At 53.5% G+C, this 12,090-nt stretch carries 10 protein-coding genes; 3 read left to right on the forward strand and 7 right to left on the reverse strand.

Going from position 1 to position 12,090, the window contains the following annotated elements:
* Window positions 1-14 precede the first annotated feature (14 nt).
* From phnE to ACOTY9_RS20320, 5 genes are all read right to left on the reverse strand, one after another.
* Entirely contained in the window at window positions 15-794 is a 780-nt protein-coding gene (gene phnE / locus ACOTY9_RS20300; protein ID WP_023331823.1) for a phosphonate ABC transporter, permease protein PhnE, read from the reverse strand.
* Between the two features lie 118 nt (window positions 795-912).
* Complete coding sequence (gene phnD / locus ACOTY9_RS20305; protein ID WP_045135406.1) at window positions 913-1,929, reverse strand: phosphonate ABC transporter substrate-binding protein; 1,017 nt, start codon at window positions 1,927-1,929, stop codon at window positions 913-915.
* A gap of 22 nt (window positions 1,930-1,951) precedes the next feature.
* On the reverse strand, window positions 1,952-2,740 hold the full coding sequence (gene phnC / locus ACOTY9_RS20310) for a phosphonate ABC transporter ATP-binding protein (protein ID WP_045135407.1): 789 nt from the start codon (window positions 2,738-2,740) through the stop codon (window positions 1,952-1,954).
* A 136-nt stretch (window positions 2,741-2,876) separates the two neighbouring features.
* Window positions 2,877-3,314, reverse strand: coding sequence for a VOC family metalloprotein YjdN (gene yjdN, locus ACOTY9_RS20315; protein WP_014882189.1), 438 nt, complete (start codon window positions 3,312-3,314; stop codon window positions 2,877-2,879).
* A 122-nt stretch (window positions 3,315-3,436) separates the two neighbouring features.
* Entirely contained in the window at window positions 3,437-3,772 is a 336-nt protein-coding gene (locus tag ACOTY9_RS20320; protein WP_008500067.1) for a zinc ribbon domain-containing protein YjdM, read from the reverse strand.
* A 596-nt stretch (window positions 3,773-4,368) separates the two neighbouring features.
* Between ACOTY9_RS20320 and crfC the strand changes: the two genes are divergently transcribed.
* Both crfC and ACOTY9_RS20330 read left to right on the forward strand, forming a co-directional pair.
* Window positions 4,369-6,723 carry a clamp-binding protein CrfC gene (gene crfC / locus ACOTY9_RS20325; protein WP_014882190.1) on the forward strand — a complete coding sequence of 785 codons (2,355 nt, stop codon included), beginning with the start codon at window positions 4,369-4,371 and terminating at the stop codon, window positions 6,721-6,723.
* Window positions 6,720-7,595 carry a diguanylate cyclase regulator RdcB family protein gene (locus ACOTY9_RS20330; protein WP_032637716.1) on the forward strand — a complete coding sequence of 292 codons (876 nt, stop codon included), beginning with the start codon at window positions 6,720-6,722 and terminating at the stop codon, window positions 7,593-7,595. The genes crfC and ACOTY9_RS20330 overlap by 4 nt, the downstream gene beginning before the upstream one ends.
* 63 nt (window positions 7,596-7,658) lie before the next feature.
* On the opposite strand, the gene kdgT is transcribed toward ACOTY9_RS20330, so the two are convergent.
* Entirely contained in the window at window positions 7,659-8,651 is a 993-nt protein-coding gene (gene kdgT / locus ACOTY9_RS20335) for a 2-keto-3-deoxygluconate transporter (protein ID WP_014882192.1), read from the reverse strand.
* A 649-nt stretch (window positions 8,652-9,300) separates the two neighbouring features.
* On the opposite strand from kdgT, the gene proP reads away from it, so the two are divergent.
* Window positions 9,301-10,803, forward strand: coding sequence for a glycine betaine/L-proline transporter ProP (gene proP, locus ACOTY9_RS20340; RefSeq protein WP_032637715.1), 1,503 nt, complete (start codon window positions 9,301-9,303; stop codon window positions 10,801-10,803).
* A 33-nt stretch (window positions 10,804-10,836) separates the two neighbouring features.
* Here the strand turns inward: proP and ACOTY9_RS20345 are convergent, their stop codons facing one another.
* Entirely contained in the window at window positions 10,837-11,790 is a 954-nt protein-coding gene (locus ACOTY9_RS20345) for a nickel/cobalt transporter (RefSeq protein WP_348566066.1), read from the reverse strand.
* Window positions 11,791-12,090: the final 300 nt, after the last annotated feature.

The raw sequence follows: 12,090 nt of genomic DNA on the forward strand, positions 1-12,090 counted from the left end.
CAAAGCCTCGCTTCTCAGATGAAGTGCTTACGCAAACGTTGAGAGAGGAAATCCAGCAGGCTGACGGTGACGATGATGAGCACCATCAGGGCGCAGGTTTGCTGGAACTGGAAACCGCGAATCGCTTCCCACAGGGTGACGCCGATTCCGCCTGCACCGACCATGCCGACGACCGTGGCGGAGCGAACGTTGGATTCAAAGCGGTACAGCGAGTAGGAGATCAGCAGCGGCATCACCTGCGGCAGGACGCCGTAGAGGATCTCTTCGATTTTGTTGGCGCCGGTGGCGCGGATGCCTTCCACCGGGCCGGGCTCAATGGCTTCGACCGCTTCCGAGAGCAGCTTGGAGAGCACCCCGGTGGTGTGGATGAACAACGCCATGACGCCCGCGAACGGACCCAGACCCACGGCCACCACGAACAGCATCGCAAAGACCATTTCGTTAATCGCGCGGCAGGCGTCCATCAGGCGGCGCATCGGCTGGTATACCCACCACGGCACGATGTTTTCCGCGCTCATCAGGCCAAACGGAATGGAGAGAATGACGGCAAGGGCGGTGCCCCAGACGGCAATTTGCAGGGTAATGGCCATTTCGCTGAGATAGTCCTGCCACTGGCTGAAGTCCGGCGGGAAGAAGTCGGCGGCAAAGGTTGCCATGTTGCCGGAATCTTTGAAGAGCAGCAGGGGATCCATTTCTGCGCCCTTCCAGGAGATAACCAGCACCGCCAGCAGGATGGCCCAGCTTATGAGCGAGAACCAGCTGCGCTTTGGCGGCGGGAGGGTGATGGTTTGCATGTTGGCTCCTTGGGTTTTAATTCCCTCTCCCTTGAGGGAGAGGGTTAGGGTGAGGGGGAAATGTGCGCGCTGATGCCCTCACCCCGGCCCTCTCCCACGGGGAGAGGGGGAAAAGAAACTACTGCACCGCTTTATTTACGCTGGTCATGGCGCCGAGTGCCGCGGTCAGGCGGTCAAGGTCTTCCAGCTGGGCCTGAATGTCAGAGACTTTGCTGGTCTTCTCTTCTTCCTTGAGCCCTTTGTTGTCCTTCACGGCCTGCATCTGTTTAAACAGCGCCAGCTGGCGAATCGGGACCAGCTGAAGGTCGCTGGAGGCGCGGAACGGTGCCCAGCCCAGTTTCTCAAGAACCGCTTTCTCTTCCGGCGTTTTGCCGTAGTTCATAAAGAAGTCGTACACCTTGTCCTTGGTGCTTTCGGAGAGGTTTTTACGCCAGACGATCGGGTCGCCCGGGATCAGCGGCGATTTCCAGATCACCTTCAGTTCTTTCAGCTTGTCCGGCGCGGAGGTTTTCAGTTTGTCGAGGTTTTCGGTGTTGTTGGTGGCAACATCCACCTGCTTGTTCGCCACGGCCAGGGCGTTGGTTTCATGGCTGGCGTTGACGGTGCGTTTGAAGTCGCTGGCGGAGGCGTTGTTTTTCGCGAAGACGTAGTAGCCAGGGACGAGGAAGCCGGAGGTGGAGTTCGGGTCGCCGTTACCAAAGGTCAGCTCTTTGCGTTTGGCGAGCATGTCGTTGAGGTTGTTGATCGGGCTGTCTTTGTTCACGATCAGCACGCTCCAGTACCCCGGGGAGCCATCTGCCGCAACGGTCTGGGCAAAGACCTGGCCGTTGGCGCGGTCCACCGCTTCCATTGCGGAGAGGTTGCCGTACCAGGCGATGTCGACTTTATTAAAGCGCATACCCTGGATAATGCCCGCGTAGTCCGGGGCGAAGAAGGCATTCACTTTGATCCCCAGTTTGGTTTCCATATCTTTCAGAAACGGTTCCCACTGAGGCTTCAGGTTCTGCTGTGATTCCGTCGAAATAATGCCGAAGTTCAGCGCTTTTTCCTGCTCTTGTGCATACGCCGGGCTTAACAGGGTGCTGATGCTGAACATGCTGGTAAAGGCCAGCGCGGCAACGGCTTTGTAGTTCATTTCCATTCCTCGTTATGGGGAGTTATGCAGCCTGCGCGCGCTCTTCGACGCGGTTTACGCTGCGGTAGAGATGATCAAAACGTTCGTTATCAAACTGGTGGCTTGCGCCGTCAAAGAACACATGGCCCTGACGCAGGGCGACAATGCGCTCGCAGTAGCGCAGGGCGTAATCCACCTGATGCAGCGTTACCACCACGGTAATGCCGTCGTTCTGGTTAATGTCGCGCAGGGTTTCCATCACGATGCGGGCGGATTCCGGGTCCAGCGAGGCGATAGGTTCATCGGCCAGAATGATTTTTGCTTTCTGCATCAGGGCGCGGGCGATGGCGACGCGCTGCTGTTGTCCACCGGACAGGGTGGAGACACGCTGGTGGGCCAGGTGTGCCATACCGACGCGAGTCAACGCCTGAAGAGCTTCCTGCTTCTGGGAAGGTGAGAACCAGCGCAGGCAGGTGCGCCAGAACGGTGTGCTGCCGAGTGCGCCAATCAGCACGTTCTCCAGTACCGTCAGGCGATTGACCAGGTTGAACTGCTGGAAGATGTAGCCCGTCTGGGCACGGCTCTTGCGGATATCACTTGCCAGACGCCCGGCGCGCTGCACCGTGTTGCCCAGCAATTCGACGTGACTTTCCGAAGTTTTATCGCAGGTGATAAGACCGCTTAAATGGCGCAGAAGGGTGGATTTACCGGAGCCAGAAGGGCCGAGAAGCGCCACCATGTCGCCCTGCTGGACGGTCAGATCAACGGCATGCAGCGCCTTGTTGTGATTGAAGGTCTTGCTCAGTTTCTCGACGCGGATGACAGTTTGCATGTGCGGGGCCTCACGATAAATGTGGCCTCATGCTGGCGCATCAATGTGACATTTGGGTTAAGTCTGGGTTGCGGGAATTTGAAGAGTTGAGGGGAGTTTGATGACAGGCGGAGGCGGACCGCCCACCGCCAGAAAATTAGTGCTGCTGCTTAACGACGTTAATCATCCACGGTACGCCGTATTTATCGGTGACTTTACCGAAACCGTGCGCCCAGAAGGTCTCCTGCCACGCCATGTCGATATTGCCGCCTGCGGCGAGGTTGTCGAACCAGCGCTTGCCTTCTGACACATCCTGCGTGTCGAGCACCAGCGTGAACCCGGCATACTGCGCGTTGCTGCCCGGCGGCTGCCCGTCGCTCATCATGATGTCGCTGCCCGCAATGCGGACGTTAGAGTGGGCGATAGCGGAATCAGGAAACTGCATGCCGGACGGACAGCCTTCTTCACTGCTGTCGCTTTTGGGCATTTCACCGAAAGTGATTTTATAGAGGAGTTCAGCGCCGACGGCCTGCTGATAAAAGGCGGTTGCCTCTGCACAGTTGCCGGCGAAGGAGATGTAGGGACTTAACGGCATATTCTTTACCTCACGTAAGAAAAGCCCATTAAGTGTAGTTCTTTTTTTGTAGGCCGGATAAGCGTAGCACATCCGGAAAAGCGCCCGGCGGCGCTTCGGTTATCGGGCCTACAGGAGAAAAATCAATTCTTTTTCACGAACTCAGATTTCAGTTTCATCGGACCGAAGCCGTCAATTTTGCAGTCGATATTATGATCGCCTTCAACCAGACGGATGTTCTTTACTTTGGTACCGATCTTCAGCATGGAAGAGCTGCCTTTGACTTTAAGATCTTTAACTACGGTGACGCTGTCGCCATCCGCCAGCAGGTTACCGTTCGCATCTTTTACGATCAGGGCATCTGCATCCTGTGCCGGTTCGGCATCATTCCATTCATGCGCACATTCCGGGCAGATGAACATGCCATTATCTTCATAGGTGTATTCAGAATTGCATTTCGGGCAGTGTGGGAGAGACATATCGGTATCCTCAAAAAAGTGTTAACACGCTGGAAAATGCCAGCTAAATGACGGCAGTGTGCCGAAAAAGGCGGCAAGTATAGCGCAAATCCACACGTTTGTCGGTGATATTCTGAATTTAAAAAAAAGCAAAAAATGTGTCGGGAGTGACACTTCCTGTCAGTCAGTTAAGCGATGCTAACGTCATTAACACGGTGGAAAGAGAAGTCGCTAAATATATCGAATATTTTATTGTGGCAAATTGCTACGCACCTTCATTTCGGATAAGGTGAAGCAACACATTGTTATTTATCTTTGGTCTTTGCTGCCATGCATTTCGTATGGTTGTGGCATAACCCGTTCTTTTTAGGTGGGTAAATAATGATGATATATCCTGAAGTTTCTTAAAAAGGGCTACGCTTTTTATCTTTTGGCTGTCAGGCCTTGAGGAGAGCTTTACACGCCATGCAAGGATAGCCATTTATTTCTGATTATCTTCAATCAGTTATATTCCGGTGAACATGTTTTCCACACGTGATCATATAAGCCTGAACATCATAATTAATACCAGTGGCTTAATAAAAGTAATAAATTTGCGTTAAGGAAAGGCTTTTATCATGCACACACAGACCATTTTTGAATTAAGCCAGGAAGCTGAGCGTTTGTTACAGCTTGCCCTGCAAAATCTTGATACCTTGAAGTCAATGCCGACAGCGATGCTGGAGAACACGACGGCCGCTATTACGGGTGAAAAGAACAACGTTCTGCCTTTGCATTTTAGTGCGCGGGGTGTCGAAGCGCAGCAGGCAATGCTGAATAATGAATTACGCAAAATAACACGTCTGGAAATGGTTCTGGCTATCGTTGGTACCATGAAAGCGGGGAAATCGACCACCATTAATGCCATTGTGGGGACCGAAGTGTTGCCTAATCGCAACCGCCCAATGACGGCGCTTCCTACCCTGATTCGTCATACGCCAGGCCAGAAAGAGCCGGTACTCCATTTCTCACATGTCTCGCCTATTGATGATTTGATCCAGCTGCTGCAGAAACAACTCTGCGATTACGATCGCGGGAAGCTGGCTCAGCATCTGGAAATTGATAAAGACATGAATACGCTGCTGGAACGCATTGAAAAAGGTGAAGCCTTTGAAAAGCATCATCTTGGAGCGCAGCCAATATTTCATTGCCTGAAAAGCCTCAATGACCTGGTCAGACTCTCTCAGGCGCTGGGCGTGGCGTTTCCGTTTTCAGAATACGCGGCCATTGAACACATTCCGGTCATTGAAGTGGAGTTCGTGCATCTTGCGGGTCTGGATGCCCACCTCGGGCAACTGACGCTGCTCGATACCCCTGGGCCTAATGAGGCCGGACAGCCGCATCTGCAAAAAATGCTGAGTGAGCAGTTAGCCCGCGCATCGGCGGTGCTGGCGGTAATGGATTATACCCAGCTTAAATCTATATCTGATGAAGAGGTCCGTCAGGCTATTTCGGTGGCGGGGAAATCCGTGCCTCTGTATGCCCTGGTGAATAAATTCGACCAGAAAGATCGCAATAGCGATGATGAAGAGCAGGTCCGGGCGATGATCTCCGGCACCTTAATGAAAGGCAATATTTCGCCTGGCCAGATCTACCCTGTCTCCTCCATGTGGGCGTATCTGGCGAACCGCGCTCGCTACGAGATGAATACCCACGGACAACTGCCGGATCATCAGGAGCAACCCTGGGTGCAGGATTTTGCCGAAGCCGCCCTCGGTCGCCGCTGGCGTACGGCGGACCTGGATGATATTGGCCATATCCGTCATGCCGCCGATTTGCTCTGGGAAGATTCGCTGTTTGAACAACCGATACGCAAACTGATTTACGCCGCCTATGCTAATGCCTCGTTATTTGCGTTGCGCTCGGCGTCCCATAAGCTGCTCAACTACGCACAAAATGCCCGGGAATATCTCGACTTCCGCTATCAGGGGCTGACGGTCGCCTTTGACGCGCTGGAACTGAATATTACGCGTCTGGAAGAGGACATGGCGATGATGCAGACGCGCCAACGGGTGGTGAGCGATGAGGTGAAACATGAAGTTGAGCAGGCGCTGAATGCCACTGCGGACTTTATGGGGGCCCAAAAAACAGCGCTTCACCAGGCGATTGGTCACGTGTTCAGCGCTCGCAATATCCTTGATTTAGCCGGTAACGATCGGTTGAATCCTCGTGGTGACGAGCCGCAAGAACTACAGCAGCTGGTTCTGGATGACGAGGGGCAGGCACAGATTGCCCTGAGTAAAATCCGCTCCTCCTGCGAGCTTATCATGCTGGATGCGCAGACAAAGATCTGCCGGGAGCTGGCGTTACGCTTCGATCAGCTGGAGTCTACGCTGGCGCGTTCCCTGAATGACGCCATGCGTCCCATTGAAACGCGTATTAAAGAGCATCTGAGCCATGCCGGCTTTCGGGCGCGGATTAGCTTCCCGGCTTTTCAGGCTAACCAGCTTAACGTCAATACGCAGGCGCTGTTTAACGATGCCATCGCGCAGGACAACCGCCCTGCAGGACAGCCATCGGGCGCGGGCAGCATGCGTGAGACCGTCTCTCGCTGGCTGAATAATCCGGGCTGGGGCTGGGATGAATATGTGGCGACCCGCACGCGCTATGTTATCGACATTGCGCAGCTACATGACAAATTTAAGCAACATATTGATCAGTTTTGTGAACATATACGTAAAGCTTTGTCCGCCCAGGTCGATGTCTCTGTTACGGCAGGAATGGCGACGTTCTTTGCAGAATTTTCGTTATACCTGACCGGGTTACAGGAAAGCTTGCGTGATAGCCTCGCAGTGCGTCAACAAAATGAGCATTCGACCCGAGCGCTCAGCCAGCTGTTGAAGCAAAGTATCACTACTGCGACGTGGATACAGGAAGATACCCGACTGTTACGCGATGATATTCAAACTCTATTCGCGGCAGAGCAACCATGACAACACAGCTACTGGACGGTCCCGGGCGGACGCTGGAGTGTATTCATCCTAAATTTATGGTCGATCTTGTGCAGGGCGTGGACGTTGCACGTCATCCTCATCTGGGGCCGCAGCAGCTGCAGTTTCGTGAGCGCTTGACTCAGGAGATCATGACGCACACCCGGTTACGACCCTGGGCGATGGCCGGAATGCTGAATGAGAATGCTGCCCTGCGCCTCGGTCTGGCTGAAAAACTCGCCGGGATGCTTGACCCTGGCCATCTTGCGCTTACGCTGATGGCGGATAAATTGAATACACTTCGTCAGCAGGCTCACTTAAGGGCTCAGCCCTCTCCGGGCCTGCTTGAACAGTACGCTGAGCTCTCATCGCATTTTACCCAACGTGCCGTTTATAAAGAAAAGGCGCTAACTCAGCGTGGACTGACCGTCCAGGCGGGTGAGCACAGCGAGCAAATTTTCACTCGCTGGCGAGCCGGTCATTATGATGGCTGGTCGCTGGCCGGGCGTTGTTTCATTGTCCTGGAAGAGTTGCGTTGGGGGGCCTTCGGCGATGCTTGCCGTCTGGCGAAGGACGATGTATCGGCCATGCTCAAGGATAATTTACGCAGTATGGCTGCCAATTATCTTGCTCAGGGTATCAATGCGTCTCCTGCGACGCGCCATTTCTATCATCAGTGGCTGACCACACCCGCTTCGGCGGGTTTAATCGATCATAAAGACATGCTGGGCTGGCTGGGTGACTGGTGTCAGGCGGATAAACACCCGGTGAGCTGGTCAGTTACGCAAAACTGGCAGACCGTTGCGCTGGGGATGCCGAGGCTGTGTTCGGCAAAACGTCTGGTGGAGGCGATGGTGGAGGAGATTTTTGGTTGAACCCCTCACCCCTCACTCTGGCCCTCTCCCCAGAGGGGAGAGGGGATGGTTTGGTGCGGTTTGTTAATGTTGAAGCTCTGCTGCCTTCCTTTCTACATCTTTCTCTTGCACGTTTCCGTAGCGTTTCGCATACAGTGCCGTGATGATCGGCACCAGAATCGCGGTAACAATCACGCTGGCAGCCACCAGTGCCGTTGCAGAAGCGGCTACCGGTTCGAAGGCCGGGTTAATCTGAGCAATAATCACCGGGTTTGCGACCGCAGCACCTGCGGCTGAAGAGGCGGCGACACCCGCCGTGCCGTTTCCGCCGCCAATCACGCGGTCGGCAATAATCAACGGAATACCGGTGATGATGATGACCGCAACCCCCAGCACAATACCCAGCAGGCCCGTATCAAGGATCACGTTCAGGTTGATGGTGTTGCCCAGCGCAAAACCAAAGAACGGGATGAGTACGGGTGTGGCTTTGCTGAAGAAATCGCGCAGATCGTGATCCAGATTCCCGAGGGCGAAACCGATCAGGAAGGGCAGGATCGCGCCAACAAAGTGGTGAGGCTCAAAAGAGGCCAGGCCAGCAGAACCTAGGATCAGCATCGTCATGAGCGGGCCGGACTCCAGAGACATCAGAACAAATGCCCCGGATTCTTCTTTCGTTCCGTACTGGTTCATCAGGCTGGCATACAACCCGCCGTTAGTCATATCCATCGCCGAGACAATTGCCAGGACCGATAAACCCGCGAAGAAACCGGTCTGAATTCCATTCTCCGGAATGAACATCGCGCATATCATGGCGACAACCCAGGCCACCGCTATTTTGGTTATGACCAGCGTGCCGGATTTGCGTAATACGGTGCCTGTTGCACGTAAATTAATGGATGCACCGATACAAAAGAACCAGACTGCCAGGATGGGGACGGTGCCTGTAATCATCCCTTTTGTGAAACCGCCAAAATAAGCCCCGGTTTCAGGCGCTAAGGTATTCAGAATAGCACCGAGTACCAGGGGGACCAGCATCATACCACCAGGAATACGTTCTATTGTGGCTTTAATCTTCATATACAACCCTCACAATGTTACCCCTCATAGCGAGCGGCGGGCGCGAATAAAAAATCAATAAATTCAAAATGATGAAGGGTTTTCTTGATGCTTGTATTGGATAACCCCGCAACAAAATTCAGTAAGCGCTCTGGTTTTCTCTTGTCAGAAAACACTCATCGCTATGTTTCGGGAATTATCATGCGATCACTGGAATAATGATTCAATGAAAATAAAACAGTGTTTTAGTTATCTGCGTCACATATTGATTGTAAACTTTACGCCGCGTTCTGGCTGGATGGGGTTTATGTAAATCTCTTGTAAAAAAGCGGCTTTTTATGTCGTGAAAAAAAGAAAAGGGGACAACATGAAAATGTTTCTTTGGGACGGGTTGAGAAAGTGCTTATTTGCGGAAATTGACAAAGACTGTCTTCACTTTACGCAGCATAAATATATGTGTGAAGTTGATCACAAATATAAACGCTGGTAGGGTAAAAAGGTCATTAACTGCCCTGGCAGGCGTCAACAGGTTCGGTTGTATCGACGATAAACGTCAATGTAAGTAAACCTGCTACGCTTGAATAAGGCGATTCGCATGGAGCGGATCCCAAGGTTCACAGCACCCACACTGGATTGTGAAACAGACAGGGCCGAGTCAACGAGGATAGCTATGCTGAGAAGGAAAAAGATTAAACCCATCACGCTTCGCGACGTCACTATTATTGACGACGCAAAATTGCGTAAGGCCATCACCGCAGCCTCGCTCGGTAATGCGATGGAATGGTTCGATTTTGGTGTCTATGGCTTTGTGGCCTACGCGTTAGGTAAAGTGTTTTTCCCCGGGGCTGATCCCAGCCTGCAGATGATTGCCGCACTGGGGACGTTCTCCGTTCCTTTCCTTATTCGCCCGCTGGGTGGTCTGTTCTTCGGTATGCTCGGTGATAAATACGGTCGCCAGAAGATCCTTGCCATCACCATTGTCATCATGTCGATAAGTACCTTCTGTATCGGCCTGATTCCGTCCTATGCCACGATCGGCATCTGGGCACCGATTCTGCTGCTGCTCTGTAAGATGGCGCAGGGTTTCTCCGTCGGTGGGGAATATACCGGTGCCTCGATCTTCGTCGCGGAGTATTCCCCGGACCGTAAGCGCGGTTTTATGGGGAGCTGGCTGGACTTCGGCTCGATTGCCGGGTTCGTGATGGGTGCGGGTGTCGTGGTGCTGATTTCAACCGTCGTCGGTGAAGAGAACTTCCTCGACTGGGGCTGGCGTATTCCGTTCTTCCTCGCGCTGCCGCTGGGGATCATCGGTCTGTATCTGCGCCATGCGCTGGAAGAGACGCCGGCGTTCCAGCAGCACGTTGAGAAACTGGAGCAGGGTGACCGCGAAGGGCTGCAGGATGGTCCGAAGGTATCGTTCAAAGAGATTGCCACTAAGCACTGGCGCAGCCTGCTGGTCTGTATTGGTCTGGTGATTTCGACCAATGTAACCTACTACATGCTGCTGACCTACATGCCGAGTTATCTGTCGCATAACCTGCATTACTCGGAAGATCACGGTGTGCTGATTATTATCGCCATCATGGTGGGTATGCTGTTCGTGCAGCCGATTATGGGCCTGCTGAGTGACCGTTTTGGCCGTCGACCGTTCATTATTCTGGGAAGCGTGGCGCTGTTTGCCCTGGCAATCCCGGCCTTTATTCTGATCAACAGTAACGTGCTGGGGCTGATTTTTGCGGGTTTGCTGATGCTGGCAGTGATCCTGAACTGCTTCATCGGGGTGATGGCCTCAACGTTGCCTGCGATGTTCCCGACGCATATTCGTTACAGTGCGCTGGCGGCAGCCTTTAACATCTCGGTACTGATTGCCGGTCTGACCCCGACGCTTGCCGCCTCGCTGGTGGAAAGCACGCAGAATCTGATGATGCCTGCTTATTACCTGATGGTGATCGCGGTGATTGGCTTGATTACCGGTATTACGATGAAGGAGACGGCGAACCGTCCACTGAAAGGGGCGACGCCTGCGGCATCGGATATTCAGGAAGCGAAAGAGATCCTGCGTGAGCACTACGATAATGTAGAGCAGAAGATTGAAGACATTGACGCAGAGATTGAAGAACTGCAGAAAAAACGCTCCCGACTGGTGGATCAGCATCCACGCATCAACGAGTAATAAAGAAACCCGCCAACGGCGGGTTTTCTTTTATTAGCATCCGGCAGCGATGTAGTCGCCATTGGCGCTGATGGGGATGACCGTCAGGAAGAGAACGGTCGCGAACAGGATCAGAACTATCCCGCCGGCTATTTTGACGGCTGGCACCAGCCATCTTAACGTGCTATTTCCCCCGAAGCAGGCCACCGTGCGTTCACGGGCATAACGTACCGCCAGCGAGAGCCCCATAATCGAGAGTGCCGTTCCCAGGGACATTGTCATGACGGCAGCCATCCCCCAGGTGACAATGCCCAGCGCATTTGAAAACATCAGAATCATGATTGCCCCACTGCACGGGCGTGCGCCAATCGCCAGAATCACCCCCAGGCGAGTTTTCCAGTCTCCCTGCGTCAGGTCGGCACCCACGCCGTGATGGCCGCAGCCACAGTGTTCATTGTGCTGATGGAGGGGACTGATGGCTGAGATCGTCATTCTGCGCGGACGCAGGCTCTTTAATGCCTGATAAATGACGAACGCGCCGAATACACCAATCAGCACTGCGCTTATCTTCTCTACATACCAGCGGCTGGTACTGATATCCCCTGAGGCGAGGTTAAACCCCACCGCCAGAATAAAGACAAACAGAATGGCGCTCACGCCCTGCATCAGGCTGCCAAGGAAAGGAACGACCCGGGCAGCCCGCTCGCTTTCCTTATTAGTGGTCAGATAGGTCGTCACAATGAATTTCCCATGCCCCGGCCCGATGGCGTGCAGCACGCCATAAAGGAAGGCGCCTGTTAAGAGCCATAGTCCGCGGCTGTACTGGTGGTTATTCAGCTGCAGCAGATACATCACCAGATAACGATGCAGGGTAATTTGAGTGGCAAGACACCACTGGATAAAGGCGCTCCAGTGCGTATGCAGGGTAAAACTGGCAAACAGAATAGCCAGCAGCATCACCCCTGCGGTAGGGAGACGCCAGTCGCGGGCGAGGCGTTGTGTGTTCATGAGGGAGTGCTCTGCCAGGAAGAATATTTGCCGCTAGTATAGTTGATCTTCCTTTTCAGTTCGCAGGATCGCATCGGGATCCTGATGATGCTGTGGATAAGTCTGTGTGTAAAAGGGTATAAGGCGGGGTTTTGCTGTGGAATGCAGCAGTCAGTCATTTTTCTGTCATTTAGCGGTTGCGGCCTGCGGAGAACTCCCTATAATGCGCCTCCATCGACACGGCAGATGTGAATCACTTCACAGACAACCCGGTCGGTTGAAGAGAAAAAATCCTGAAATAACGGGTTGACTCTGAAAGAG

The organism is Enterobacter cloacae complex sp. SHL012 (assembly GCF_049237505.1).
Classification (GTDB): Bacteria; Pseudomonadota; Gammaproteobacteria; order Enterobacterales; family Enterobacteriaceae; genus Enterobacter; species Enterobacter kobei.

Coding starts and splice junctions, on each gene's coding strand:
- phnE (WP_023331823.1), bottom strand. CDS start 794: ATGCAAACCATCACCCTCCCGCCGCCAAAGCGCAGCTGGTTCTCGCTC.
- phnD (WP_045135406.1), bottom strand. CDS start 1,929: ATGAACTACAAAGCCGTTGCCGCGCTGGCCTTTACCAGCATGTTCAGC.
- phnC (WP_045135407.1), bottom strand. CDS start 2,740: ATGCAAACTGTCATCCGCGTCGAGAAACTGAGCAAGACCTTCAATCAC.
- yjdN (WP_014882189.1), bottom strand. CDS start 3,314: ATGCCGTTAAGTCCCTACATCTCCTTCGCCGGCAACTGTGCAGAGGCA.
- ACOTY9_RS20320 (WP_008500067.1), bottom strand. CDS start 3,772: ATGTCTCTCCCACACTGCCCGAAATGCAATTCTGAATACACCTATGAA.
- crfC (WP_014882190.1), top strand. CDS start 4,369: ATGCACACACAGACCATTTTTGAATTAAGCCAGGAAGCTGAGCGTTTG.
- ACOTY9_RS20330 (WP_032637716.1), top strand. CDS start 6,720: ATGACAACACAGCTACTGGACGGTCCCGGGCGGACGCTGGAGTGTATT.
- kdgT (WP_014882192.1), bottom strand. CDS start 8,651: ATGAAGATTAAAGCCACAATAGAACGTATTCCTGGTGGTATGATGCTG.
- proP (WP_032637715.1), top strand. CDS start 9,301: ATGCTGAGAAGGAAAAAGATTAAACCCATCACGCTTCGCGACGTCACT.
- ACOTY9_RS20345 (WP_348566066.1), bottom strand. CDS start 11,790: ATGAACACACAACGCCTCGCCCGCGACTGGCGTCTCCCTACCGCAGGG.